This window comes from Flavobacterium sp. GW823-FHT04A11, assembly GCF_058796535.1.
The window spans coordinates 776,076-801,627 of record NZ_CM179503.1 but is presented as its reverse complement, the minus strand read 5'-3'; the positions used below and the strand labels follow the sequence as shown (position 1 = coordinate 801,627).

Here is a 25,552-nt window from a genome sequence, read left to right as displayed (position 1 = left end):
ACTAGTGTAACTTGTTAATATTTAACATATTAAATATATAAAAATGTACGGTAAAATTAAAGATTATCTGCAAAGTGAGCTGCAGACCATTGAAGAAAACGGGATTTTCAAAAAAGAAAGAATTATAACTTCAGCACAAGATGCTGAAATCACTATTTCGACAGGAGAAAAAGTTTTAAATTTTTGTGCTAACAACTATTTAGGGCTTTCATCACATCCGGAAGTTGTTCAGGCTGCAAAAGATGCCATGGACACACACGGTTTCGGAATGTCATCTGTTCGTTTTATATGCGGAACACAAGATATTCACAAAACATTAGAAAAGAAGATTGCAGAATTTTATGGCACAGAAGATACTATTCTGTATGCTGCCGCATTTGATGCCAACGGAGGTGTTTTTGAACCATTGTTAGGAGAAAATGATGCGATAATTTCAGATAGTTTAAATCATGCTTCTATTATAGATGGTGTCCGTTTGTGCAAAGCAGCGCGTTATCGTTATGAAAATAGCAATATGGAAGATTTAGAACAGCAATTAATAAAGGCAAATGAAGCCGGAGCGCGTTTTAAATTAATCGTTACAGATGGAGTTTTCTCTATGGATGGGGTTGTTGCGCCTTTAGATAAAATCTGTGATCTGGCTGATAAGTACGATGCCATGGTAATGGTAGATGAATGCCATGCTGCAGGATTTATTGGGGCGACAGGAAAAGGTACACTTGAGGCAAAAGGTGTGATGGGAAGAGTTGATATTATCACGGGAACACTTGGTAAAGCATTAGGCGGTGCAATGGGAGGCTATACAACAGCCAAAAAAGAAATTATCGAATTATTGCGCCAGCGTTCACGTCCTTACTTGTTTTCAAACTCTCTTGCGCCGGCAATTGTTGGGGCATCAATCAAGGTTTTTGAACTATTAGAAAAAGATACTTCGTTAAGAGATAAGTTAGAATGGAATACAAATTATTTTAAAGCTGGAATGAAAGAAGCCGGTTTTGATATTATTGACGGAGATTCGGCTATCGTACCAGTTATGCTATACGATGCCAAATTATCGCAGACAATGGCAAATGAATTGTTGAAGCAGGGTATTTATGTAATTGGTTTCTTCTTTCCTGTAGTTCCTAAGGAAAAAGCAAGAATTAGGGTGCAATTATCGGCTGCTCATACCAAAGAGCACCTAGACAGAGCGATAGATGCTTTTAAAGTTGTCGGTAAAATGTTAAAAGTTATATAATTTCCATATAGGGAAATTTTTGTAGGTTTTTTTTAACATTTCATTTTGTATTTAAAAATTTTGGTGTTACTTTTGTCTGTAATTAACTAAATTGTAATTAAAAAAATTAAGTATGAAACATCTTAACAAACTTTTAGTTGCTGTATTGATGACGATGGGTTTAAGTTCTCACGCACAAGATAGTAACAATCCATGGGCAATCTCTTTCGGAGTTAATGCTGTGGATACTAGAACAAGCTCAGGTTCTGGTCATGGTTTCTTTGATCAGCACTTCTCACAGCCATTCGCTGTAAAAGACAACTGGAATATTCTTCCTTCTCTATCTTACATTGGTGTGTCTAGATATGTAGGTAGTGGTTTCTCAGTTGGTTTGCAAGGATCTGTAAACAAAATTGATAAATTCGTTATCCTTGATCGTACTAGTCCTGATGCAGATGGTAGAGGTAATGTAGTAGTTAATCCTGGAGATTTAATGTACTACGGAATTGATGCTACTATTAAATATAGCTTCCAGGAGTTAATCAAATCCAAAGTGATTGATCCTTCGTTATCTGTTGGTGGAGGTTATACTTTCTTTGGAGATAGCAGCTATGGCACAGTTAATCCAGGTGCTGGTTTAACTTTTTGGTTTACAGATGCTATTGGTCTTGAACTTGCTACTAGATACAAATGGTCAGTTAGTGGAGATAGAGTAGATGCTTCGGGAACTCCAGATGCTCCATCTCACTTCCAACACACTGCAGGTTTAATCTTCAAATTCGGAGGTAAAGATACTGACGGAGACGGAATCTATGACAAAGACGATGCTTGTCCAGATGTTGCTGGTTTAAAACAATTCAACGGATGTCCTGATACTGACGGAGACGGAATTGTTGACGCTAGTGATGCTTGTCCAGATGTATTTGGTTTAGCTGCATTAAACGGATGTCCTGATACTGACGGAGACGGAATTGCTGATAAAGATGATGCTTGTCCAGATGTTGCTGGTTTAGCTGCTTTAAGAGGTTGTCCAGATGCTGACGGAGACGGAATCGCTGATAAAGATGACAAATGTCCTACAGTTGCTGGTCCTAAAGAAAATGGTGGTTGTCCTTTCTTAGACGCTGACAAAGATGGTGTTTTAGACAAAGATGATGACTGTCCTACAGTTGCTGGTCCTGCTTCAAACAGAGGATGCCCAGAAGTAACTTCTGAGGCTTTAGAAGATCTTAAAGTTCAAGCTAGAGCAATCTACTTCAACTCAGGAAAAGCTACTTTCAAAACAGGAGACAAAGAAACTCCAGCTAGATTAGATGCTATTAAAGAAATCCTTAAAAACTATCCAAACGCGAAATTCTCTATTGAAGGACACACAGATAGTACAGGTTCTGCAAAAGTGAACGAAAAACTATCTCAAGATAGAGCGGACGCTGTTAAAAATGCATTAATCGAAAGAGGTGTTAATCCAGAAAACTTAGAGTCTAAAGGATTTGGATCTTCTCAACCAGTTGCAAGTAACAAAACTGCTGCAGGTAAAGCACAAAACAGAAGAACTGAAATCAAACATATTGGTTCTAAATACCAAGGTAAACTATAATTTACCTTAGTAAAATAATACAGAAAAGCCATTCTTAATTGAATGGCTTTTTTTATTTTTATAAAATGATAAATTCTTCTTTTCTCGAAAAAATAGCCAATGTTATAATTCAGGATTATTCAGCTAAACTTGCTGAAACAACTATTATTTTACCAAATAAAAGAGCCAAAGTTTTTTTAATAGAAGCTCTGAAAAAAGAAATTAAACACACTATTCTTTCTCCTGAAATTATTAGTATTGAAGAGTTCGTTCAGGATGTTGCTTCTATTAGATCTGTTGATTCTATTGAGCTTCTTTTTGAGTTTTATGAAGTCTATCTTTCGGTTACCGAAAAACAAAATCAACAATCATTTGAATTGTTTGCAAATTGGGCCAAAACGCTGTTGCAGGATTTTAATGAAATTGATCGTTATTTATTAGAGCCATCCCATGTTTTATCTTATTTGAAAGATATTGAAGATATTAAAAAGTGGGGTATCGAGGTTGAAAACAAGACAAAACTTCTGGAAAATTATATTGATTTCTGGAAACTCCTGCCACTTTATTATACTTCATTATATGATCATTTGCTAAATAAGGCAATTGGTTATCAGGGTTTAATTTATCGTGAAGCCGTTAATAATTTAAATCATTTTTCGAATACAATTTCAAATCAGGTTTTTGTTTTTGCAGGGTTTAATGCTTTAAATGCAGCCGAAGAAAAAATTGTGCAGCATCTTTTAGCTCTTGATCAGGCTAAAATCTATTGGGATGCAGATCAGACTTTTTTAAATGATCCCTATCATGATGCCGGTTTATTTGTCAGACGTTTTAAAGAGAACTGGAAACATTATAAATCAAATCCTTTTGAGTGGATTGTTGATGACTTTTCTCAATCTAAAAATATTCAGGTAATAGGAACTCCAAAAACAATTGGCCAAGCAAAATTAGCGGGTAATATTATTGATAGAATAATAAATGAAAATCCAACGACGTCTCTTGATAAAGTCGCCATTGTTCTGGGTGAAGAAAATTTATTAATGCCGGTTTTATATTCTCTGCCATCTTCTGTAGGAGCATTGAATATAACAATGGGATATTCCGGTAAAAATAATCCTTCGCAAATATTGATTGCAAAATTGTTTAAGATGCATACAAACGCGCTTTCAAGAAAAGGCGAGAGTTATGTGTTTTATTATAAAGATGTGCTCGATGTTTTAACACATCCCTTAATTGAGCCTTACGCCAAAACAAATAATTTGGTAAAAATCATTAAGGAGAACAATTATACTTTTATTACGCACAACAGACTCATCGAGCTTGGATATAATTCCTCAAATTTATTTCAGTTATTATTTCAGAAATGGGAAAGTGGTGCAATTGCAGTTTTAGAGAATATATCGGCACTTTTACTTTTGATAAAAGAAAATTTCAACAATGATAATGAAGAAGAAAAAATCGCCAAAGCATTTGTTTATGCAATCTTTAAGGTAATTAATAAACTGATCAATTATTATTCTAAACATAAACACATTGATAATATCGATACGTTGTATGCAATTTATAAACAGGTTATAGATGTTGCAGAAGTTTCTTTTGAAGGCGAACCTCTTCGCGGATTACAGATTATGGGAGTTTTAGAAAGTCGTGTTTTAGATTTTGATACCGTGATTGTTACTTCTATGAATGAAGGGAAATTTCCTGCCGGAAAATCTCAGAATTCCTTTATTCCTTATGATGTAAAGAAAGAATTGGGTTTGCCTACATTTAAGGAAAAAGATGCAATTTATACCTATCACTTTTATCATTTATTGCAAAGGGCAAAAAACATCTATCTTATCTATAATACAGAAAATGATGGTTTAGATGCTGGTGAACGCAGTCGTTTTATCACGCAATTAGAAGTCGAAAAACAGCGAAACCACAATCTTACTTTTGATATTTATAATCCAGCTTTGCCCACAACAGCATATCAGCCAATGGTTATTCCAAAATCTGAGGCAGTTATGGAGCGTTTAAAAGAGATTGCACTGAATGGATTTTCTCCTTCGGCACTGACAAGTTATATTCGGAATCCGATTGATTTTTATTTCCAGAAAATCCTGCGCATTCGCGAAGTGGAAGAAGTGGAGGAAAATATTGCGTTGAATACTCTTGGAACAATTATTCACGAAACTTTAAAGGCATTATACGAGCCATTTATTGGTAAGTTTATTTCGGAAACAGATATTACAAACTGCTTTAAATTGTTGGATGACGAGGTTTTAAAACAATTTAAATTAGTTTATAAAGAAGGTGAAATCAAAAAAGGACGTAATCTTTTAGCTTTTGAAGTGGCAAAACGCAATGTTTCTAACTTTCTAAAAATAGAATTGGATTTAATTCAAAATGGCGATGCAGTTCAGATTATTGCTTTGGAACAAACTTTTGGACGCGAATTTATTCATCCAGCTTTGCCTTTTCCTGTTTTAATTAAGGGAAATGTCGACAGAATTGAGTTGCGCAACGGACAAATAAGAATTATTGATTATAAGACCGGAAAAGTTGAAAAGACTAATGTTATACTGAAATCCTGGAATGGATTGACGCAGGAGCTTAAAAACGATAAAATTATTCAGGTTCTGGCGTATGCATTCATGTTTGAGAAAGAAGCGAAAGGTGTTCCTATAGAAGTTGGAATTATTTCATTCAAAAATCTAAAATCCGGGTTTCTGCCTTTTGGTTTCAAAGAAGATAAAGAGCTTACTATTACAGTTACTTCTGAAATCCTGAATAATTATTTGGAAGAAATTGCGGTGCTTTTAAAAGAGATTCTTGATGTTAATATTCCTTTCGAAGAAAAAATTGTTTAACATTTTCATCAAAATGAGACGATTTTGTTAACAGCCAAAAATAAAAGAATAAACAATTTTTAAAATTATCGGCTTGTTTATTATTTATTAGGGAAACAAATATAAAATTGGATAGTAAGAATTTTATTATTCTCAAATAAAATAATGATTCGGTATTTTTTGATAAAGATAATTTTTGAAGTAGACTTCTTTTTAGATTTTATTTTAAAAAGATATACTTCGAGAAATAAATTGAAAAGAGAAAAAGCGATGAAAAAATAAAGAAATTAGAGTTGATAAATTTGTTAAAATGTAATCCTTATTTTTACCGGATTTAGGTTTAATCAAAACGTAAATTTCTCCTATTAAAAGAAAAAAGCTAAAACTTTTAGAAATTTGTGTCTAAAAATTTTAGCTTTTTTGTAAGTAGTTTTTAACTGAATATTTTTTTAAAGAACCCTTTTTTTATAGGTTCTTCTGTTGGAATATTGTTTATGCTTCCGTTTTCAAAGCGAAATCTTCTGAACTTCATTAGCTTTACATTCAGGTCAAATCTTAATTCTTCTACAGTTTTCATCTTGATAAAATTTTTGCAAATTTATGAAAACTTCTCCTAATCACGCTTGGGCGCATTCGGTTAATTTTAAAATTGAATTAAACAGAAGAAAATGTTTTATTTTTGAATGAATCCTCTTTTTCTGTTAAATATTTTTGCATATTTTATTCTAAAAATTGCCAAAAAATAGAGGATAAGTAAAAGTAAGTGAGATGATTGTGCGAATGTTATTTTTTAACAAGTGTTTATCGGGCAGTTGTGTTTTCTTAAAATATCTTTGATTATTGATAAACAATATAAAATACATGATTGACATAAATACATTAGTAGAAGAGACTGGCGCTGAATCCGGATTGGTTTTTAACATAGACGGAATTTTGCTTAAATCTGTGAATTTAGAATATGACGGGAATGTAGCAGCAATGATTGGAATGATATTGAAGATGAGTTTAGAGATGTCTGAAGATCTAAATAACGGAGATCTTAAACAAATCATGATCAAGAACAATGATGGAATCGTGGTTGCAAATAAAGATCAGGACGACAATTGTGTTGCACTGCTTTCTAAAGATATAAGTAAAATGGGACTTTTGTTACGCAAAATGGATACCGTTTTCAACAATTAATAAAATACACATTAGATGTTTATGAAGATGGTAAATACATTATTTATTTGGCAGTTGACTCCAATAAAACCAATTTAGGTTTGACAAGAGCAACGTTGTTCTAAATTTAAAAAGACATCATCTCAAACTATAGTTTTGCCCCCAACAATGAGAAAAAGGCTGTTTCAAAATTCTTTGAACAGCCTTTTTTGATTTATGTTATTTCGGTTATTGAAAAAACTCTGATAATACGATTTTCAATTCTCCCTTGTTTTCAATCGCACTCATATGTCCGTCATTAAAAGAAACAAGTTCTGCGGTTGTGTCTTCGATTTGGGCAATACTTTCTTCGTAGTTTAAAACCGGATCTTTTTTTCCTAAAATCAATAAAACCGGAAATAGGTTTTTTTGCAAAAGTTCTTCCCTGTCTTTTCTGATTTTCATTCCTTCCAGCGAAGCGATAATGCCTTGTAGCGGAGTTTTTAGTGCTTCTTCTTTTACTTTTTCGATTTCTGTGGCAAGACGCGTTCTGTTGTTTTCGCTAAACAAATTGGCAATTGCAAGACTAACAAAACCTACATAATTTTGTTTTACAGCTTTTATGGCGCGGGTTCTGTTGAGTTTCTTTTCGGCGGTATCTTCTTTTGAAGTCGAATTTAGCAAAACTAATTTCAGGATATTCTTGGGAAATAATTCGGCGAAAGCCACACCAACATAACCTCCCATAGAATGCCCAACAATAATGGCTTTTTCGATTTGTAAATGCTCTAAAACTTCGTGAACAGCATTTGCATTTTCTTCCATCGAATGAACATAACCCAAACAGTCTGATTCACCGTGGCCTAATAAATCAATTGTAATAACGCGATGTTTTGCTGAGAAGAGATCAACATATTCCGCCCACATTTTTTTGTTTTCCAGAAAGCCGTGAAGGAGTACAATTGCTGTTCCTTTGCCCGAATCTGTAAAAGATATTTTGGTGTTTTTATATAGAATAGTTTTCAAAATAATAGTTTAAATGATAAAACACAAATATAAGAAAGCACAAACTTTATAAGAAATATATGTGCTTTTGAGTTAACATTTATTCTATTAATGCTATCATTTATTAGAATCGGGAAGTTGTGAAATAGAAAATGGTTTCCATTTCTGAAAACCATTCTATAAATTAAAACCGATTATCGCCATCCAGAAGATTTCCTAATCCGCCAAGCAGGCTTCCTTCGTCACGGCTGTTTCCGCCAGATCTTGGTGCCGAAGCAATAATGCGGTCGGCTAATCTGGAGAAAGGCAATGATTGTATGTAAACCGTTCCGGGACCTTTTAAAGTAGCGTAGAATAAACCTTCACCACCAAAAATGGAATTCTTGATTCCGCCAATAAATTCAATATCGTAATCTACGTCTTTGGTAAAACCAATGATGCAGCCTGTATCTACTTTTAGAACTTCACCGTGCGCTAATTCTTTTTTAGCCATTGTTCCTCCGGAATGTACAAATGCCATTCCGTCTCCTTCAATTTTTTGCATAATAAAACCTTCACCGCCAAATAAGCCGCGGCCAAGTTTCTGAGAGAATTCTATTCCTACCGAAACTCCTTTTGCAGCGCATAAAAAAGAACTTTTTTGGCAGATAAACTTGCCCTGAAATTGCGTTAAATCAATAGGAAGAATTTTTCCCGGATAAGGAGATGCAAATGAAACTTTGCTTTTTGTATTTCCCTGGTTTAAAAATGCTGTCATAAACAAGCTTTCGCCGGTAAGAACTCTTTTTCCGGCATTCAAAAGTTTGCCAAACAAACCCGATCCTTGTTGTTGTGAACCATCTCCAAATATAGTTTCCATCTGGATATTATTTTCCATCATCATAAAACTGCCGGCTTCGGCAATTACAATTTCCTGTGGATCCAGTTCTATTTCCACATATTGCATTTCTTCTCCAAAAATCTGATAATCTATTTCGTGTGCCTGCATGATTTCTACATTATTTAGTTTTAAAATAAGTCGAACGATGTTTTAGAACGTTACAGGGTTTTCTATATTTTCTTAAAAGGCTGTTTTTTAATGAGAAAAATGGTGATAAAGTTTTTTTTTAAAAATATAAAATGCTTTTGTTATTTTAAATTAGTCTTAATTACGTGTTTAATTAGTTTAAATTCTATATTTTTGCAGCGTTATTAATTTTATCAAAATGGCATTAGTTAGCGATTTGACCACCAAAATATTGTTTGAAACCGAAAAAGGATACAGTTATCAATGTGATTTGACTAATAGTATAATTATCAATTTTGTAGATACAGTATCAAGTTATAAAATTCATGATTTTTTGATTTTTCAAAGAAAGGTAAATAACGTTGACATTCTCAACATGCTTTATGACTTGTCTGATAAGTCGGATGCACAATTGATTGAAACTACAAAAAGAAACTTCTCAAGAAATCTCACAATCTGCGAAATAGTTCAGCTTAGGGAATTGTTAAACGGAACTAAATTTACTCTCAACCTGCATTCTATGCTTTGCAATATTCTTAAAGTTGAGTTAATTTAAGGCTTTACTTAGATTAAATCCAAATTTGCAAGTGTCTAAACCTGTTCGCTTTAATTTTTGTAACTTTACATGTATAAAAATTATAAGGTTATGAAAGATTTACTAAGAACAAGTACTTCATTAGTTGAAGGAATAGAAGATATATTGAATTTACAGGCAAAAATAGAAAGTGACGCTTCCAATAAATATTTAGCTATGGCTGCATGGCTTGATAGAAACGGTTTTGACAATACAGCATCGTATTTGTATAAGCAAGCCGAGGAAGAAAGAGAACATTTTCTTAAAGTTTTCAGATATATTACAGATATGGGAGGGATTGCAATTACGCCATCTGTTCCTGAAGTGCAGCAGGAATTTGCTTCTTTCAGAGAAGTATTTGAAATTGCTTTGCAAAATGAAATCGCCGTTACTCAGGCCATTAACAGGGTAATCGCAAAATGCAGGGCAGAAAATGATTATGCTACAGAAGATTTTATGATGTGGTATGTTGCTGAGCAAAGAGAAGAAGAGAAAAATGCAAGAAGAGCTTTAGAGCTTTTTGAGTTGATTAACGAAAACGAAGCTACAGGCAAATTTGAATTAGATTTACAAATATCAAAGATTGGATAATAACCAATTTATAAAATAAAAAAAGCCCTTAATATTCAATTATTAAGGGCTTTTTATTTATTTACTCATTCATCAGGCTTTCAATCTCATCCACTTCAACCGGAATATTGCGCATTAAGTTAAAAGGAGCACCTTTTTCCTGAACTACAACATTGTCTTCCAGACGAATTCCGAAACCTTCTGCCGGAATGTATATCCCTGGTTCAACCGTAAAAACCATATTGGCTTTCATTGGTTCGTGAAGCAAACCGTAATCGTGCGTGTCAAGTCCCATGTGGTGAGAAGTTCCGTGCATGAAATATTTTTTATAAGCTGGCCAATCCGGATTTTCGTTCTGAACATCAGCTTTGTCGATTAAGCCTAAACCAAGCAATTCTGAAGTCATGATTTTACCCACTTCAACATGATATTGTTTCCAAAGCGTTCCCGGAGTTAACATTGTTGTAGCTTCATTTTTTACATTCAAAACCGCTTTATAAACCGCTTTTTGACGCTCAGAAAAACGTCCTGAAACCGGAATCGTTCTCGTCATATCGCTTGAATAATTGGCATATTCTGCTGCAACATCCAATAAAATTAAATCTCCGGCTTTACATTGCTGATTGTTTTCGATATAATGCAAAACATTCGCATTATTTCCCGAAGCAATAATTGGCGTATAAGCAAAACCTTTAGAACGGTTTCTGATGAATTCGTGTGCTAATTCAGCTTCGATTTCATATTCAGTAACATTTGGTTTTACAAACGACAATAATCTGCGGAAACCTTTTTCGGTAATATCACAAGCATGCTGAATCAAATCGATTTCTTCGCTTTCTTTTACAGAACGAATGCGTTGTAATATTGGATTACTTTTCGCCACATTATGTGCCGGATAACGTTCTTTCCACCATTTTACAAAACGAGCCTCGCGGGTTTCAGTTTCAACAGTCGCGCGGTAATGTTCGTTTGTGTTAATATACATCGTATCTGCATATGTCATCATTTCGTTCAAAATTTTATGAAAATCCTGCAGCCAATAAACCGTTCTGATTCCTGAAACCTGATAAGCACGTTCTTTAGTCAGTTTTTCACCTTCCCAAATTGCAATGTGTTCGCTGGTTTCTTTCAGGAAAAGCATTTCTTTTTGATTCTCAAAAGGCGCATCCGGAAATAAAAGCAAAATACTTTCTTCCTGATCTACACCACTCAGATAAAAAATATCCCTGTGTTGAGCAAACGGCAAAGTACTGTCGGCACTAATTGGATAAATGTCATTTGAGTTGAAAACGGCAACAGAATTAGGTTTCATTTCTGCCGTAAATTTTCTGCGATTTTTTACAAAAAGAGCGCTGTTTATTTGATGATATTTCATAATAATTTCATTTTTGAACTTCGAATTTCAAAATTACATTTTTTTACAGAAGTGACGTATAATTGATTTATTAAAGTTTTCTTATTTGTTTGAGATTTTTTGCACGCAGATTTATACGGATTGAAACAGATTTTCGCAGATTTTATTAATGCAATATTTGTCTTCACAATCTTGTCATTCTGAGGAACGAAGAATCTCCGCAAGTAACTCGACAAAGATTGATAAATGCAAAGTTTTCTCATTTCAATAATATGAAAAAATCTTAGCATCTCAGAATCTTACTAAGGGCGTACCCCTCCGGGTCGGGCTTTCGGCTATATCTTTTGTTCCGTTTCACTTCACAAAAGGATACCGCCTCTATCCCTCACGCGAATCTCAGTTCCATAAGAAAATAAAGTTACAATGTCCTTGCGAGGAACGAAGCAATCTCATGCGGATATAACATTAGTTGTTTTTTTAGTGAGATTGCTTCGTTCCTCGCAAAGACAAAAAAAACCGAAGTTTGTGGCTTCGGTTTTTTTATAAATATATCGTAGAAATTATTTTTTCTCGCTCAACAACTTCTCCAAATAAGCAGCTTTATCTTTTTCAACCTGAATCAATCGTTCATAAAGTTTTTCATTCTTGTCAATAGTTTCAAGAAGTTTATCTAACGGATTAAAAGTGCAATTGTAATTTTTTATAGAAGAAGAATCGTCATGATAAGTATTCCCAATAATATTAAAAACAGCTTCTTCAGAAAAATTTCTGATTACTTCAGCCGGAACGCCCAAAGCCTCGGCAATAGCTTTTAGTTTTTCGTCATCAACGCTTTCGCTTCCTTCAATAATAGAGATCGATTGTTGCGTAGTGCCAATTGCAATCGCAAGCGCTTCTTGTTTCATATCTCTAAGTTCTCTAATTCGGCTTATGTTTCTCCCGATGTGTCTTGGTTTTGGTGCTGTGCTCATAGTTCAAAGATATTTAAAATTCTTTTACATTTTCGGTTTCGGTAGAAAACAAGTGTGTGTTTGTGAGATACATTTTGTAAATTATTTTCTCGGTTGTAAAAATACAATTTTTCTGACGATTGTTGATTTTGAATATAGAATTGTGTAATCTTGGTAATCAATAGAAGTTGTAAAAACTAAAAAATGAAATTAAGTACAGATATAAAATATCTAACAATTAAACAAAGTGTAATCTTTTTGCTGGTTTCTTTGTCTCTTATTTGGTCTTGGATGCTTATTACTTCCAAAATTGATAGAGGAAATGATCGGGGATTGATGACTAGTTTTGGGGTGATAATAATTTTGACTTTTATACTGGTGAAATTCTTTGCAAAAATTAAATCAGGAGAGTATCTGGCAACATTCTTTTATCTCAGTTTTGGGAGTTTATTAAGTTTTTTTATAATCATTACAATTGGGCTCATTATTTCGGCAGTTATCAAATCGGGTTGGGTTTGGTTTATAGTTCCGTTAACGGCAACTGGTTTTTTATTGTTTTTTATTCTTAGACGATTGTTTTCTTTTCCTGATAATTTTGTTGCATTTTGGGTATTGTTTTCATTGCCAATCCTAACAGTTGGGATTTTAGAACTATTACCTTTTTATGATAGTATTGCTAAGTATAAATTAGGATTAGGGTTTCCAATTGCAATTTATCTTAGTTCTGTTTTTGTTGCAATTGCAATACTTTGCAGGGAAAGAATAAATAAAGTAGATTAATTTATGTCATTAAAGATTAAAATAAAAAAAGCTGAAAAACAAGACCTCGATTTCGTTTTCAAATCAATCTGCGAACTCGAAAACCAAGTTTTAGATTTCGAAGTATTCAAGGCAATCTTCAACGAAAACATTTCGAACCCAAACAATTTATATTTACTGGCCGAAAACGAAATTGAACGTGTTGGTTTTATTAGTTTTCACATACAAAATTTGCTGCATCATTGCGGATTAGTGGGCGAAATTCAGGAATTTTTCATACACCAAAATTATCGCGGACAAGGAATTGGTCGACAATTAATAAATGAGATCATGCACTATGCCGATCAGAATAAGCTAAAAAGTATTGAAGTAACTACAAATAAAAAGCGAACAGAAAACGTGTTTATTTACGAAAATCTTGGTTTTAAGTTAACGCATAATAAGTTTACGATTTATAAGTAACTCTTCCCGGCGATGGAAAGGTTCAATATAAAAAAACTGCTATTTGTTAGTAGCAGTTTTTAATAAATTGATAATTATGTTGTTATAGTGCGTATTCCATACAGATACTATTTGTTGCTGTTCTGTATAAATACCAACCACATAGGTTTCTTCCATAGTAAGAAACTTCATCGCCGTTGCATAGTGGATAAGGTACGCAATTTACAGCTCCACCGTTAATTGATTTCAATTCCTCTTTTGATAGTTTTTGTAATTTTGATAATTTTTCAAGATTTTTCATAGGTAATTTGTTTTTGGTTTTCCTACTCTATAAGTTTTTCGGATACGACTGTGATAAAAATACAAATTATTTCTAAATAAATACTTACAAAAAAAGCAATCCTAAGTCTTTGCGAGGAACGAAGCAATCTCACGTAGAAGATCGTCAAGGTTTGCTCTTTTTAGTGCGGGTGCTTTGTTTCTCGCAATGACAAAACAAGGCTAAATAAAAAAAACCTTTATCAAAGTTTAAAACTTTGACAAAGGCTCTATAAAGTAACTAATTGGAATTTGGTCCCGAAGCCTCGGGATAAAAAATTGGAATTTACCTTTTAGTCAATCCATTTATAATATCTCGCTCCAATTAAATTTGGAATTTCCTTTTCGATTCTGTCCAAAACCCATTCGTTTTTAGGAGTTCGAATGCTTTGTTTTTGTTCTTTTTTGTGAAGACTTTCGTAAGTTTCAAAACCAATTTCTGTACTTTCTTCCAGATTTTCAAAAAGTTTGGTATTGGCTAAAGCCGATTGCCATTCCGGTTGAATTGTTCCTTCAAAAACTTTCGATTTCGATCCGCTTCCGTAAGCCAGAAATCCGAATTTAGTTCCGGCAATTTCTTTCTTCGTATCATAATAATGAGCCAAAGTGGATAATAATCCCATGAAAATGGAACCTGTATAAAGATTTCCAATTAAAGACGAAGCTAATTCTGCAGGTTGTAATTTCTCGGTTACAAACTTTTTATATTCCTCAGATTTTCCAACTTCTTTTATTTTAGTTTGATAATCTGCTGACTCTATATTTTCTGAAATGATTTTATCAGCGTGATCTAGAGCATAAATTTCAGATAACATTCTGCGTCCCTGAAAAGAGTAGGGAAGATGCATAATAATGCTGTTCCAGGAATTGTATAAAGTTTCGGTTGTATTTTTTAATTTCTTAAATGAAAAGTAGGCAGATCTCGTACGATCCATATAACATTGATTCGAATACTGACCATCAAAAACCGGTTGGTCTTTATGAATTTCGATTTCGGCTTCTAAATTATCAAACCAGGGATCGTTGTTTTCGTTTTGCGTAATCGCTTCTTTTGCAATACTTCTGTAAGGTTTAAAAAAGTCAAAAACACCTTTTGTGCTTGTGGCCCAATTTTCATCAAAAGCAATAATTCTTGGGTTTGAAGTTACAAGCATTGCAAGAGCTCCTGCGCCTTGTGTGTATTCTCCGGTTGAATTCAAATCGTATTTTGCAAAATCAGTCGTAACGACAATTGCTTTTTTGGTTGGATTCAATTTTACAAAATCTATACAGTTTTGCAGCGCGTCAACTCCGCCAATGCAGGCAAAAGTAAAATCGACAACATCACATTCGGCTAAAGAATCTTCACCAAGTTTTTGCTCCATTAAACTAATTAAGAAAGAACTGATTGGTTTCGAACTGTCGATTCCGCTTTCTGTTCCAACATAAATTCTGCTTATTTCGTTTAAATTTATATTGTTTTCAAGGATAAGTTTTGTCAAAGCGTTTGCACCAAAAACAACGGCGTCCTGATGAACGTCAGGCAAAGTCATTTTAATTAAGCCAAGACCTTTTTCTAGTTTTTCCGGTTCTATATTTCTGGCTACAGCCAAAGTTTTTATGGGTAAATGTATGTTGGCTACGTCAAAAGAAATAGCGTCAATTCCTGTTTTCATTCTGATTTTTTTTGAAGCCGATAAAGGTAAAATTATGCTATTAAAATTCGGCCGTTTTCTTGGATTAAAATTAGTGACGGCTTTATTTTTGAGGAAAATAAATCAAAAAGCTTAAAAAAATAGCAAATTAGTAATTGTATAAAAATCAGGATTTCGGCAAAACGCCTTTTTAATTTCGCTTATTTGGTTGTTTTCTAATATTTTGTACAATAGTCTTAAAAGCTCTTTAAAATCATTATAAATAACAGCGAAATGGTTGTAGTTCTTTTGTAATTGAGTTATTTTTGTCTAATTTTTTAAAACAAACTACTTAAACACTTATGGCACAATCTGCACTATTGAATGCTTCCATCTTAAAGAAAGTGGCTATGGCTCTTTCGGGAATATTCTTAATCACGTTTTTAGCGCTGCATGTTTCCTTAAATTTCATTTCTATTATTAGTGAAGATGTTTTTAACGAAGCTTCTCACTTTATGGGTTACAATCCGCTAATTCAATATGTAATGCAACCTGTTTTGGCATTCGGAGTAATTTTCCATTTCGTTATGGGATTTGTACTAACGGCTCAAAATAGAGCTGCACGACCAATTGCTTATGCAAATTACAACGGAGCTGCAAATGCTTCATGGAGTTCTAGAAATATGATTATTTCTGGATTGGTTATTTTGGCTTTCTTAGGATTGCATTTCTATGATTTTTGGTTTCCTGAAATCGGATACAAATATGTGGAAGGTAATGCTCCTGATGCAACAAGATATTATGGAGAGTTAGTGCATAAGTTTCAAGATCCAATTCGTACAGGATTGTATTGTATATCATTTGTGTTATTAGGTTTTCACCTTTGGCACGGATTCGGTTCATCTCTTCAGTCAATGGGGATGCATAACAAATATTCAAGATTTTTAAGTAAAGTAGGGTACTGGTTCGCTGTTGTAGTTCCGGCTGCTTTCGTAATTATCGCATTATTTCATCATTTCAATCAACATAATTAATATCAATTATAATGGCATTAGATTCAAAAATTCCACACGGCCCAATATCGGACAAATGGACAGATTATAAAGATCATATTAATTTAGTGAACCCTGCAAACAAGCGTAATTTAGATATTATTATTGTTGGTACAGGTTTGGCTGGAGGTTCGGCTGCGGCTACTTTGGCTGAGCAGGGATATAACGTAAAAGCTTTCTGCTTTCAGGATTCACCTCGTCGTGCGCACTCTATTGCTGCACAAGGTGGTATCAATGCGGCAAAAAATTATAAAGGTGACGGTGACTCGGTTTACAGATTATTTTATGATACTGTAAAAGGAGGTGACTACCGTGCACGTGAGGCAAACGTTCACCGTTTGGCTGAAGTTTCTGCTAATATTATCGACCAGTGTGTGGCTCAAGGAGTTCCATTGGCTCGTGAATATGGTGGATTATTAGATAACCGTTCTTTTGGAGGAACTTTGGTTTCTCGTACTTTTTATGCACAAGGACAAACCGGACAACAATTATTGTTAGGAGCTTATTCTGCAATGAACCGTCAGATTGGTCGTGGAAAAATAAAAATGTACAACCGTCACGAAATGCTTGACCTTGTTATCGTGAACGGAAAAGCAAGAGGTATTATCGCTCGTAACTTAATCACCGGAGAAATAGAAAGACATTCTGCTCACGCGGTAGTAGTTGGTTCTGGAGGATACGGAAACGTATTTTTCTTGTCAACAAATGCTATGGGAAGTAACGCAACAGCAGCCTGGAAAATACATAAAAAAGGAGCGTTTTTCGCAAATCCTTGTTATACACAAATTCACCCAACATGTATTCCGGTTTCAGGAGATCACCAGTCAAAACTGACTTTGATGTCTGAATCTTTACGTAATGATGGTCGTATTTGGGTTCCTGCAAAATTAGAAGATGCTCAGGCAATTCGCGAAGGAAAGAAAAAAGCAACTGATTTATCTGAAGCTGAGAGAGATTATTTCTTAGAAAGAAGATATCCTGCTTTTGGTAACTTAGTACCTCGTGACGTTGCATCTCGTGCTGCAAAAGAAAGATGTGATGCTGGTTTTGGTGTTAACAAAACCGGAGAAGCTGTTTACTTAGACTTTGCTGCGGCTATCAAACGTTACGGAACTGAAGAAGCTTTCGTAAAAGGTTTAGATGCTAACGATGCTGCTTTGGTAACTAAATTAGGAGCTGAAATCGTGAAAAGTAAATACGGAAACTTATTCCAGATGTATTACAAAATCGTTGACGAAGATCCGTATACAACACCTATGATGATTTACCCAGCGGTTCACTACACAATGGGTGGAACTTGGGTTGATTATAACTTAATGACTACAATTCCGGGATGTTTCTCAATTGGAGAATCTAACTTCTCTGATCACGGAGCAAACAGACTTGGAGCTTCTGCTTTGATGCAAGGTTTAGCTGATGGATATTTTGTGTTACCATATACTATTGGAGATTATTTGGCTCCGGATATTAAAATGGGACCAATTTCTACAGATTTACCAGAATTCGTAGCAGCAGAAAAAGAAGTAAAAGATCAAATCGACAGATTTATCAATAATAAAGGAACTCATTCTGTAGATTATTTCCATAAGAAATTAGGAAAAATCATGTGGGATAAAGTAGGTATGGCTCGTAATGCTCAGGGATTAACTGAAGCTATCGAAGAAATTGCCGCTTTACGTGAAGAGTTTTATAAAGATGTAAAAGTTCCTGGAAGCGCAAACGAATTTAATCAGGAATTAGAGAAAGCGACACGTGTTGCCGATTTCTTAGAGTTAGGAGAATTGTTCGCAAAAGATGCATTGCACCGTAATGAATCTTGTGGAGGTCACTTCCGTGAAGAATACCAAACAGAAGAAGGAGAAGCACTTCGTGATGACGAAAACTTTGCATACGTTGCAGCTTGGGAATACAAAGGAAAACCAAGTGATGCCGTATTACACAAAGAACCTCTGGTTTACGAAAACATTAAATTAGTTCAAAGAAGCTACAAATAGTATTTAAAAAAGTCCAGATACTTTTTGATACTTAAAACTTATACAAAATGAAACTTACATTAAAAATATGGCGTCAAAAAAACGCCCAGGATAAAGGAGGAATCGTTGATTACCCAATCGACGGAATCGAACCAGATATGTCTTTCCTAGAAATGCTTGACGTTCTTAACGAACAATTAATCAACAAAGGAGAAGAGCCGGTAGCATTTGACCACGATTGTCGCGAAGGAATCTGCGGAATGTGTTCTTTATTCATCAACGGAGAAGCACACGGACCAGACAGAGGAGTTACAACTTGTCAGTTACACATGCGTATGTTTAAAGATGGTGACACGATTTTTATCGAGCCATTTAGAGCAAAAGCTTTCCCGGTAATTAAAGATTTAGTTGTTGACAGAAGTTCTTTTGACAGAATTCAGCACGCAGGAGGATTTATCTCGGTAAATACTTCAGGAAATACAATTGATGCCAACACCATTCCGATTAACAAACACGATGCAGATAAATCATTTGATGCAGCTGCTTGTATTGGTTGTGGAGCTTGTGTTGCAACTTGTAAAAACTCATCTGCAATGTTATTCGTTGCTGCAAAAGTTTCGCAATACGCATTATTACCACAAGGTAAAGTTGAAGCTGTTGATCGTGTATTAAACATGGTACACCAAATGGATCACGAAGGTTTTGGTAACTGTACCAACACCGGAGCTTGTGAAGTAGAATGTCCTAAAGGAATTTCTCTTGAAAATATCGCACGTATGAACCGTGAATATTTAGCAGCAAGCTTAAAAGGATAATCTAAAAACACTTTTAGTTTTAAATAAAAAAAGGTTCCGATATGTCGGAACCTTTTTTTATTCATAATACAATTGCGAAGCGCTAATTTCCTGTTTTTCTTTTCTTTCCTGCTGAATAAAACAGCTTAAGGTAGTTCCGCCAATTTGGTCAAAATAACTGATGTTGATTTTATGGAAGCCTTTTTCGAGTTGTACAGCGCCATACGCTTCATTAAGCCAATGAATACCATCATTATTTACGACTAATTCATTATCGATAAAAAGCTTTGATCCATCGTCTGAAAGCGTTGAAATCGTATAATTTGCCGTTTCTGCGATATAGATATATCCGTCAAATTTTAAGCCGATATAACGCTCTGTTTTTGATTTCCATTTTTCACTGCTTATTGCGCCTTCAAAAATGCCTGAATTAACCGGTTTTACCAATTCTAAATCCTGAACATGTTGAAATATTGTTCCGGTATAATAATCATATTTCAAACCTTTTTTAGTTGGTTTTATGGCTAAAGCTGGTTTTAAATCCGGATTTCTGACTAATATTTTATTGATCGAACTTCTCCTCCCACTTGGACTAATCTGAACCGTTTTTATGATTCTAAATTCTCCTTTCGGAATATTTATGGTTACAGGTTTTTCATAAAGTTCAGCTGTTTCATCCGGATTATAACCGTCAATCGTGTAGAAAATTTGACCGTTTTTAATGGTTGGTTTTAAATCCAAAACATATTTTGATGCGATTAAAGCGGTTTCATTAGAACCAAAAGGAGATGGAACTTTATATAATCTTTTTTGTAATTCCAGTTTTTCCAAATGATGCGGAATTTGATTCAGAATAAAATGATTGTAATTTTTGTTTTTCGGTTCTGTCCAGGCAATTTCGGCTAAAGCAAATAAGCGAGGATAAAGCATGTAATTTAGCTTCGCGGGACTTGTTAGATATTCTGACCAAAGATTCGATTGAACTCCCCAAATATATTTTTGCTCCTCAACCGTTAAACTATCAACCGGAGTTGGATTGTACTTGTATATTTTTTCGACCGTAGTTAATCTTCCAATTGTTAGCGGTTCATTCGGCGAATATCCTTGATTATAATCCAGATAAAGTACTTGTTCCGGATTCATGATTACATTGTGTTTTTGTTTGGCTGCCGCAATTCCGCCAGATTCTCCGCGCCACGACATTACAGCGGCATTTGGAGCCAATCCGCCTTCGAGCATTTCATCCCAGCCTAAGATTTGTCTTCCGTTTGCATTTAGGAATTTCTCGATTCTGGTGGTGAGGTAACTTTGTAATTCATGTTCGTTTTTTAAACCGAGATCTTTAATTCTCTTTTGGCAATTCGGACATTCTTTCCATTTTGTTTTCGGGCATTCATCACCACCAATATGGATATATTTACTCGGAAACAAAGCCATAACTTCAGTCAAAACATCTTCCAGAAAAGTAAAAGTTTCTTCTTTTCCGGCGCAGAAAATGTCATCAAAAACGCCCCAATATTCGACAACTTTATATTGTCGATCAGGAAAACAGGATAAATTTGGGTAAGCGGTAACGGCAGCGGTTGCATGACCCGGCATTTCGATTTCCGGAATAATATTCACATAATGGTCTTCGGCAAATTTTACAACTTCCTTAATTTCTTCCTGTGTATAAAATCCTCCGTACGGATTTCCATCAAAAAAATACGGTGATCTTTCGAATTTATTGCCCACTAATGTCTGTGCTCTTTTCGATCCGACTTCGGTTAATTTTGGATATTTTTTTATCTCAATTCTCCAGCCCTGATCATCTGTTAAATGCCAATGAAAGTTATTTAATTTATAACTGGACATTTGTGCAATAAAATCTTTTATAACAGAAACAGAGAAGAAATGACGGCAGACGTCTAAATGCAAGCCTCGGTACAAATATCGGGGTTCATCATCGATAATGACGCAGGGAAATTTGATTTCAGGACCTTTTGGTTGGTTTGGAAGCAGCTGAAGCAAACTTTGCACTCCGTAAAACAATCCTTCTTCACTTCCGGTAACGGTTATTTTCTTCGTTGTGATGTTAATTTTATACGCTTCTTTTTTTAATGAAGCCGAAGGATTTTGAGCAACAAATAAAACCACAATTTTGCTCTTTTTTGAAGCTGTATTTTTGTTAATCGCACTTTCAAAAATTTGTGCCGTTTTAAGTTCTTTCGCGCTGAACTTATTATTTTCGAAAACAACTTTTATTTGTCCATCAATTTTAAGACTATCTCCGGTTGCTTTGTATGAATTTGGAGCAGGAATAATAGTATTATTGATTAGGGATGTTTGTGCATTTCCGAAGGAATAACAAAATATTAAAAAGAGAAATAAACTTTTTTGCATGGTTATTTTTTTGGTAGTTAAACAAATTTACGGTTTGTAAATTAAGCTGCATTTTTTTTGCAGTACTTAATTGTGTATAAATGTCTTTAAATTAGGCTTGTTAACTTTTTTATTACTTTGTGTTATAATTCGCTTCGCAATAATATTGCATTTATTGTTTACATTTGTTCAAAAAAGAATTCGCATGAATAACGATAATGAAGTGGTAAATTATAGCAAGGAAGAACGTAAAAATCTTATTTTAAAAGAGATTAACCTGCATACCCGTGTAAGTTTTGAAACGCTTTCGGCTAAATTATTTGTTTCAGAAGATACTGTGAGACGTGATATTAATGAACTTGAATCAGAATCTTTACTGATTAAAGTAAAAGGCGGCGCGATGACAAAAGCGTACCATCATTCTTCATCCAATCAGACTTATGCAGGCGAATCAAAACAAATCATTGCGCAAAAAACTTTAGGTTTACTTCACGACGGAATGGTTTTATTGATTGGTGGCGGAACGACCATTCGCGAATTCATTCGTTTGATTCCTAATGATTTAAATCTTACTATTTTTACTGTTACCGTTTTATCTGCGGTTGAACTTCTGGATAAACCCAATGTTAAAATTATCATGATTGGCGGCAGCATTTCATCCTACAGCCAAATGTGCGTGAGCGGCGATGTTTATAATCAACTGGCTAATATTAAAGTCGATTTATTAATATTAGGAACCAATGCCTTAGATATCGAAGGCGGATTTTCAGACTCTGACTGGGAAACCGTTCAGGTAAAAAAAGCAATGATTCAGGCTTCTGAAAAAACAGCAATTTTAACTATTTCTGAAAAACTCGATACTGTTCTAAAAATGAAAATTGCCAATTTATCTGAAGTTGATTACGTAGTTACGGAAGTTGATCCAAACGACGAAAAATTACAATCGTATAAAAAGGCAGTTCCAAGTTTAGTTTTTATTTAAAAAGTTTGCCACGATTTTCTCGAATTAACCCGAATTATTTTGATTGTATAGATCTAAAAAGTCGGTGCAATTTGAGGCTGGTTTTTAAACAGTTTCAAAATAAAAACTCGAGTAAATTCGAGAAATTCGTGGCAAAAAACAAGTTTAGTTTTCCTTGCTGAATGTCATATTATTTAATCCCAATTCTTCATTAAAAAATTAATCCAGTTCTGGTGAAAGATTTTGTTTAAATCTTCATCAGAATAACCTTTGTCTTTAAAAATCAAAACCAATTTTTGCAAATCGGCAATGGTATTTAAATCATATGGAGATTGTTCTGTACCAAAAGCGCCGTCCAAATCTGAACCTACGCCAATATGATTTGCATTTCCTGCCAACTGACAAATGTGATCCATGTGTTTGAAAACGGTTTCTAAATTGCAATTCATTCCCAAAGGCATAGAAACACCACGTTCCCAATTCGGAACCAACATCCAAGCATCCAAAGCGCCGCCAATAACAGCTCCTCTCGAAATCAAAGCTTTAATCATTTCATCGCTGTATTGGCGATTATGATCCACCAGACTTCTGCAATTGTTGTGACTTGCCCAAACTGGTCCTTGATAATGATCAAGAACCTGCCAAAAAGCATCATCGCACAAATGTGTCGCGTCCAGAATAATATTCAAACGCTCCATTTCTTTTAATAAATCAAGACCGTTTTGATTCATTTTTCCCGTTGCATCCGTGCCGTTTGCGTAACGTCCGGGGCCATAATGTGCGGGTCCAATGGCACGCAATCCGTAATTGTATGCTTTTTCAAGATATGAAATATCAATAATCGAATCGGCACCTTCTAAACTCAAAATGTAACCAATTGGTTTTTTATCGTTTGGCATTCCGTCATTCCATAAATCAATTTGTTTTTGGAGCGATTTTTTATCGGTAATTGCGGTAATTTCTCCGGCTTCTTCCATGGCTTTGTACCACGCTAATTGCCCTTGTGTTTGTGCCCAGGCTTGTTCAGGAGAATTCCAACCGGGAATAATGCTGTCGGGTTTTACAAATCTTGCAATTTGAGTAGCCACAACAATTCCAATATTTCCCTTTCGCAAATCAGGAAATGAAACCGTCGCACGTTCACGATCCGGTTTATCCGTCATTCCTTTTTCTAAATGGCGCAAAGTTGTTACGTCATTTCTTAAATCTCGATTCCATTCCATCGCATTCATGCTCAGGTCCAAATGGGCGTCTATTATAAACATATTGAGTGACTTAATTTTAAATATTAATTTTTCGGCCACGCGCTGCCACCAGCCATTGATCGCAAATTTGCTGTTCTTTGTTAATGACCTGAACAGAATCGTACAGTGCGCAGGTTGGGCAAACATGATACGGCTGTGCATAAACGGTATCGCCAATTTTATATTGATTTTTGCCCCGATTTTCTACAATCAAATGTTCTTCTGAATGGGAAATCGGAATTAAATTTTCATCATTTAAAATCACTAATCTTTTATCAATCGGATTTTCTGATGAAACGGCTTTGTATCCAATATCAATACAAAGTGTTGTATTTGTGGGTTTTGAAATTATCGTTCCCATAATAACCAAAGCAGGTTTAAATTCCTGTTCCGGCAAATTAGTCTGATAATTCGAATCCCAGAAAACAAAAGTTCCAGGACTTGATTCTACATTTTCCTGAGCCGCATAAAACGGAAATGTATTCGATCCTCCGGCAACAATTTTTAATCTGTAATGTACTTTTTGCTGCAGTATTTCAATTCCTTTTTTAATAATCGAAAAGGAATTTGAAGCTTGTAATTCCCGTTCCTCAACGCTTCCTTTTAAATGTCCGTCATAAATATGGAATCCTTCAAAATGAATGTTTTTGAGGGAAATTATTTCAGCTGCCAAATCAATCCATTGATCCGAAATAGAGATTCCGGTTCTGTTCATTCCGGTATTTAAATCCAGATAAATGCTTAGAATTAGATCATTTTTCCCGGCAATTTCATTCAGGGCTTTCGCCGATTCTAAATTGTCAACAATAGTCGAAAAATTTATATTTGGATATTTTTGAATCAGCAAAATCCATCTTTCTTTTTTTTCTCCCACAGGCTGATAGGCGAGGAGAACGTCCGGAATTTCATGTATGGCCGCAAGTTCAGCTTCGGCAATTGTAGCACATTTTACTTTTTTGATGTTGTAGATTTTAAACAACTCCAAAATTTCCCCTATTTTATGTGTTTTGATGTGAGGTCTTAATTTTTGAGTATCGCCGTTTACCGCCCCAATAAGGCGTTCCAGATTGAACCGGATACGATCTTCGTAAACGGCTAAAAATGGAGTATCAACGTGAATTTCCGATTTAATTTTCCACCAATTTTTCTGCATAATCTAGTTTCTTGTTTTTTCTACAACTTCAATTAAATTCTGAAAAGCCTCAAGCGATTGCTCGTACTTTAAATCCAAAAGCATTTCTTTCGAAAATAAATTAGAACCAATTCCAACACAAACAACACCGGATTTAAACCAGGATTTCAGATTGCTTTCTTCTAAAGTTACGCCTCCGGTTGGCATTATTTTTAAATCCGGAAATGGCGCTCTGATTGCTTTTATATATCCCGGTCCGCCAATTTTATCGGCAGGAAAAAGTTTGACAAGATCTGCGCCTAATTTATTAGCATGAAGCACTTCGTTTAAAGTTGCCGCGCCCGGAATCCAGTAAATATTATTTTGAATGCAATAAGTGCCAATTTCTAAATCTGTATGTGGGCACACAATACAATCTGCGCCTAATTCATGATACGTTTTGGCATCATTTACATTTAAAATAGAACCAACAGCAATTTTAAGGTCTAAATTATTCGCTTTTTTAAAGGCGACCATTTGCGTAAATACTTCTTTTGCATCTGTTGCACGAGCGGCAAATTCGATAATTTTTATGCCGGCATCACTGGCAGATTGCAGTACAATTCTGGCTGTTTCAATATTGATTTGTGTTACTAACGGAAGTACGCCTTGTGCTTTTAAAATGCTGTACATATTCTTGAAT

Annotated in this window: 23 protein-coding genes; 12 read left to right on the top strand and 11 right to left on the bottom strand. The window is 34.7% G+C overall.

Going from position 1 to position 25,552, the window contains the following annotated elements; translation table 11 throughout:
- The first annotated feature begins 43 nt into the window (after positions 1–43).
- The 3 genes from kbl (at position 44) to AC3QL1_RS03645 (ending at position 5,644) form a co-directional block, all read left to right on the top strand.
- Complete coding sequence (gene kbl, locus AC3QL1_RS03655; protein WP_492495191.1) at positions 44–1,237, top strand: glycine C-acetyltransferase; 1,194 nt, start codon at positions 44–46, stop codon at positions 1,235–1,237.
- A gap of 112 nt (positions 1,238–1,349) precedes the next feature.
- On the top strand, positions 1,350–2,813 hold the full coding sequence (locus AC3QL1_RS03650; protein ID WP_492495189.1) for an OmpA family protein: 1,464 nt from the start codon (positions 1,350–1,352) through the stop codon (positions 2,811–2,813).
- Positions 2,814–2,878: 65 nt separating this feature from the next.
- Positions 2,879–5,644: a PD-(D/E)XK nuclease family protein gene (locus AC3QL1_RS03645; protein WP_492495187.1), complete on the top strand. Its 2,766-nt coding sequence runs from the start codon at positions 2,879–2,881 to the stop codon at positions 5,642–5,644.
- Positions 5,645–6,056: 412 nt separating this feature from the next.
- Here AC3QL1_RS03645 and AC3QL1_RS03640 read toward each other — a convergent pair whose 3' ends face one another.
- Complete coding sequence (locus AC3QL1_RS03640) at positions 6,057–6,200, bottom strand: hypothetical protein (protein ID WP_492495185.1); 144 nt, start codon at positions 6,198–6,200, stop codon at positions 6,057–6,059.
- Positions 6,201–6,484: 284 nt separating this feature from the next.
- Between AC3QL1_RS03640 and AC3QL1_RS03635 the strand changes: the two genes are divergently transcribed.
- Positions 6,485–6,805, top strand: a complete 321-nt coding sequence (locus tag AC3QL1_RS03635) for a roadblock/LC7 domain-containing protein (RefSeq protein ID WP_264535382.1) — start codon at positions 6,485–6,487, stop codon at positions 6,803–6,805.
- Positions 6,806–7,012: 207 nt separating this feature from the next.
- Here the strand turns inward: AC3QL1_RS03635 and AC3QL1_RS03630 are convergent, their stop codons facing one another.
- Together AC3QL1_RS03630 and AC3QL1_RS03625 are read right to left on the bottom strand one after the other, a co-directional pair.
- On the bottom strand, positions 7,013–7,789 hold the full coding sequence (locus AC3QL1_RS03630; RefSeq protein ID WP_492495183.1) for an alpha/beta fold hydrolase: 777 nt from the start codon (positions 7,787–7,789) through the stop codon (positions 7,013–7,015).
- Positions 7,790–7,952: 163 nt separating this feature from the next.
- Complete coding sequence (locus tag AC3QL1_RS03625) at positions 7,953–8,756, bottom strand: TIGR00266 family protein (RefSeq protein ID WP_308068085.1); 804 nt, start codon at positions 8,754–8,756, stop codon at positions 7,953–7,955.
- Positions 8,757–8,973: 217 nt separating this feature from the next.
- Between AC3QL1_RS03625 and AC3QL1_RS03620 the strand changes: the two genes are divergently transcribed.
- The gene (locus AC3QL1_RS03620; protein WP_127339073.1) at positions 8,974–9,330 is read left to right on the top strand and encodes a hypothetical protein; all 357 of its coding nucleotides are present in this window, start codon (positions 8,974–8,976) and stop codon (positions 9,328–9,330) included.
- A 90-nt stretch (positions 9,331–9,420) separates the two neighbouring features.
- Positions 9,421–9,939, top strand: coding sequence for a ferritin (locus AC3QL1_RS03615; protein WP_492495181.1), 519 nt, complete (start codon positions 9,421–9,423; stop codon positions 9,937–9,939).
- A gap of 61 nt (positions 9,940–10,000) precedes the next feature.
- Here AC3QL1_RS03615 and AC3QL1_RS03610 read toward each other — a convergent pair whose 3' ends face one another.
- Together AC3QL1_RS03610 and AC3QL1_RS03605 are read right to left on the bottom strand one after the other, a co-directional pair.
- Complete coding sequence (locus AC3QL1_RS03610) at positions 10,001–11,293, bottom strand: aminopeptidase P family protein (protein WP_492495179.1); 1,293 nt, start codon at positions 11,291–11,293, stop codon at positions 10,001–10,003.
- A gap of 539 nt (positions 11,294–11,832) precedes the next feature.
- Positions 11,833–12,243: a helix-turn-helix domain-containing protein gene (locus AC3QL1_RS03605; RefSeq protein ID WP_492495177.1), complete on the bottom strand. Its 411-nt coding sequence runs from the start codon at positions 12,241–12,243 to the stop codon at positions 11,833–11,835.
- Between the two features lie 183 nt (positions 12,244–12,426).
- Between AC3QL1_RS03605 and AC3QL1_RS03600 the strand changes: the two genes are divergently transcribed.
- Together AC3QL1_RS03600 and AC3QL1_RS03595 are read left to right on the top strand one after the other, a co-directional pair.
- A complete protein-coding gene (locus tag AC3QL1_RS03600; protein ID WP_492495175.1) occupies positions 12,427–13,002 on the top strand; it encodes a hypothetical protein in 576 nt (191 codons plus the stop codon).
- Between the two features lie 3 nt (positions 13,003–13,005).
- Positions 13,006–13,443, top strand: a complete 438-nt coding sequence (locus AC3QL1_RS03595; protein ID WP_492495173.1) for a GNAT family N-acetyltransferase — start codon at positions 13,006–13,008, stop codon at positions 13,441–13,443.
- An 82-nt stretch (positions 13,444–13,525) separates the two neighbouring features.
- Here AC3QL1_RS03595 and AC3QL1_RS03590 read toward each other — a convergent pair whose 3' ends face one another.
- Positions 13,526–13,723 carry a bacteriocin-like protein gene (locus AC3QL1_RS03590; protein ID WP_492495171.1) on the bottom strand — a complete coding sequence of 66 codons (198 nt, stop codon included), beginning with the start codon at positions 13,721–13,723 and terminating at the stop codon, positions 13,526–13,528.
- Positions 13,724–14,033: 310 nt separating this feature from the next.
- Positions 14,034–15,395, bottom strand: a complete 1,362-nt coding sequence (locus tag AC3QL1_RS03585) for a hydroxymethylglutaryl-CoA synthase family protein (protein WP_492495169.1) — start codon at positions 15,393–15,395, stop codon at positions 14,034–14,036.
- A 320-nt stretch (positions 15,396–15,715) separates the two neighbouring features.
- On the opposite strand from AC3QL1_RS03585, the gene AC3QL1_RS03580 reads away from it, so the two are divergent.
- From AC3QL1_RS03580 to AC3QL1_RS03570, 3 genes are read left to right on the top strand one after another with little or no spacing between them, the layout of a single operon-like run.
- Complete coding sequence (locus tag AC3QL1_RS03580) at positions 15,716–16,387, top strand: succinate dehydrogenase cytochrome b subunit (RefSeq protein WP_492495167.1); 672 nt, start codon at positions 15,716–15,718, stop codon at positions 16,385–16,387.
- Between the two features lie 11 nt (positions 16,388–16,398).
- Positions 16,399–18,399 (top strand): fumarate reductase/succinate dehydrogenase flavoprotein subunit, encoded by a 2,001-nt coding sequence (locus AC3QL1_RS03575; protein WP_492495165.1) that lies wholly within the window; start codon positions 16,399–16,401, stop codon positions 18,397–18,399.
- 47 nt (positions 18,400–18,446) lie between these two features.
- Positions 18,447–19,193: a succinate dehydrogenase/fumarate reductase iron-sulfur subunit gene (locus AC3QL1_RS03570; protein WP_492495163.1), complete on the top strand. Its 747-nt coding sequence runs from the start codon at positions 18,447–18,449 to the stop codon at positions 19,191–19,193.
- Positions 19,194–19,250: 57 nt separating this feature from the next.
- Here AC3QL1_RS03570 and AC3QL1_RS03565 read toward each other — a convergent pair whose 3' ends face one another.
- Complete coding sequence (locus tag AC3QL1_RS03565) at positions 19,251–21,554, bottom strand: family 20 glycosylhydrolase (protein ID WP_492495162.1); 2,304 nt, start codon at positions 21,552–21,554, stop codon at positions 19,251–19,253.
- A 184-nt stretch (positions 21,555–21,738) separates the two neighbouring features.
- Between AC3QL1_RS03565 and AC3QL1_RS03560 the strand changes: the two genes are divergently transcribed.
- The gene (locus tag AC3QL1_RS03560) at positions 21,739–22,515 is read left to right on the top strand and encodes a DeoR/GlpR family DNA-binding transcription regulator (RefSeq protein ID WP_264535372.1); all 777 of its coding nucleotides are present in this window, start codon (positions 21,739–21,741) and stop codon (positions 22,513–22,515) included.
- 173 nt (positions 22,516–22,688) lie between these two features.
- Here the strand turns inward: AC3QL1_RS03560 and AC3QL1_RS03555 are convergent, their stop codons facing one another.
- From AC3QL1_RS03555 to AC3QL1_RS03545, 3 genes are read right to left on the bottom strand one after another with little or no spacing between them, the layout of a single operon-like run.
- Positions 22,689–23,759 (bottom strand): dipeptidase, encoded by a 1,071-nt coding sequence (locus AC3QL1_RS03555; RefSeq protein ID WP_492495159.1) that lies wholly within the window; start codon positions 23,757–23,759, stop codon positions 22,689–22,691.
- Positions 23,760–23,775: 16 nt separating this feature from the next.
- Positions 23,776–24,891 carry a D-TA family PLP-dependent enzyme gene (locus AC3QL1_RS03550; RefSeq protein ID WP_492495157.1) on the bottom strand — a complete coding sequence of 372 codons (1,116 nt, stop codon included), beginning with the start codon at positions 24,889–24,891 and terminating at the stop codon, positions 23,776–23,778.
- Between the two features lie 3 nt (positions 24,892–24,894).
- Positions 24,895–25,542, bottom strand: a complete 648-nt coding sequence (locus AC3QL1_RS03545; protein ID WP_492495155.1) for a bifunctional 4-hydroxy-2-oxoglutarate aldolase/2-dehydro-3-deoxy-phosphogluconate aldolase — start codon at positions 25,540–25,542, stop codon at positions 24,895–24,897.
- Positions 25,543–25,552: the final 10 nt, after the last annotated feature.

Coding starts and splice junctions, on each gene's coding strand:
- AC3QL1_RS03570 (WP_492495163.1), top strand. CDS start 18,447: ATGAAACTTACATTAAAAATATGGCGTCAAAAAAACGCCCAGGATAAA.
- AC3QL1_RS03590 (WP_492495171.1), bottom strand. CDS start 13,723: ATGAAAAATCTTGAAAAATTATCAAAATTACAAAAACTATCAAAAGAG.
- AC3QL1_RS03650 (WP_492495189.1), top strand. CDS start 1,350: ATGAAACATCTTAACAAACTTTTAGTTGCTGTATTGATGACGATGGGT.
- AC3QL1_RS03635 (WP_264535382.1), top strand. CDS start 6,485: ATGATTGACATAAATACATTAGTAGAAGAGACTGGCGCTGAATCCGGA.
- AC3QL1_RS03565 (WP_492495162.1), bottom strand. CDS start 21,554: ATGCAAAAAAGTTTATTTCTCTTTTTAATATTTTGTTATTCCTTCGGA.
- AC3QL1_RS03580 (WP_492495167.1), top strand. CDS start 15,716: ATGGCACAATCTGCACTATTGAATGCTTCCATCTTAAAGAAAGTGGCT.
- AC3QL1_RS03615 (WP_492495181.1), top strand. CDS start 9,421: ATGAAAGATTTACTAAGAACAAGTACTTCATTAGTTGAAGGAATAGAA.
- AC3QL1_RS03545 (WP_492495155.1), bottom strand. CDS start 25,542: ATGTACAGCATTTTAAAAGCACAAGGCGTACTTCCGTTAGTAACACAA.
- AC3QL1_RS03595 (WP_492495173.1), top strand. CDS start 13,006: ATGTCATTAAAGATTAAAATAAAAAAAGCTGAAAAACAAGACCTCGAT.
- AC3QL1_RS03560 (WP_264535372.1), top strand. CDS start 21,739: ATGAATAACGATAATGAAGTGGTAAATTATAGCAAGGAAGAACGTAAA.
- kbl (WP_492495191.1), top strand. CDS start 44: ATGTACGGTAAAATTAAAGATTATCTGCAAAGTGAGCTGCAGACCATT.
- AC3QL1_RS03645 (WP_492495187.1), top strand. CDS start 2,879: ATGATAAATTCTTCTTTTCTCGAAAAAATAGCCAATGTTATAATTCAG.
- AC3QL1_RS03575 (WP_492495165.1), top strand. CDS start 16,399: ATGGCATTAGATTCAAAAATTCCACACGGCCCAATATCGGACAAATGG.
- AC3QL1_RS03640 (WP_492495185.1), bottom strand. CDS start 6,200: ATGAAAACTGTAGAAGAATTAAGATTTGACCTGAATGTAAAGCTAATG.
- AC3QL1_RS03555 (WP_492495159.1), bottom strand. CDS start 23,759: ATGTTTATAATAGACGCCCATTTGGACCTGAGCATGAATGCGATGGAA.
- AC3QL1_RS03605 (WP_492495177.1), bottom strand. CDS start 12,243: ATGAGCACAGCACCAAAACCAAGACACATCGGGAGAAACATAAGCCGA.
- AC3QL1_RS03550 (WP_492495157.1), bottom strand. CDS start 24,891: ATGCAGAAAAATTGGTGGAAAATTAAATCGGAAATTCACGTTGATACT.
- AC3QL1_RS03600 (WP_492495175.1), top strand. CDS start 12,427: ATGAAATTAAGTACAGATATAAAATATCTAACAATTAAACAAAGTGTA.
- AC3QL1_RS03610 (WP_492495179.1), bottom strand. CDS start 11,293: ATGAAATATCATCAAATAAACAGCGCTCTTTTTGTAAAAAATCGCAGA.
- AC3QL1_RS03585 (WP_492495169.1), bottom strand. CDS start 15,395: ATGAAAACAGGAATTGACGCTATTTCTTTTGACGTAGCCAACATACAT.
- AC3QL1_RS03620 (WP_127339073.1), top strand. CDS start 8,974: ATGGCATTAGTTAGCGATTTGACCACCAAAATATTGTTTGAAACCGAA.
- AC3QL1_RS03625 (WP_308068085.1), bottom strand. CDS start 8,756: ATGCAGGCACACGAAATAGATTATCAGATTTTTGGAGAAGAAATGCAA.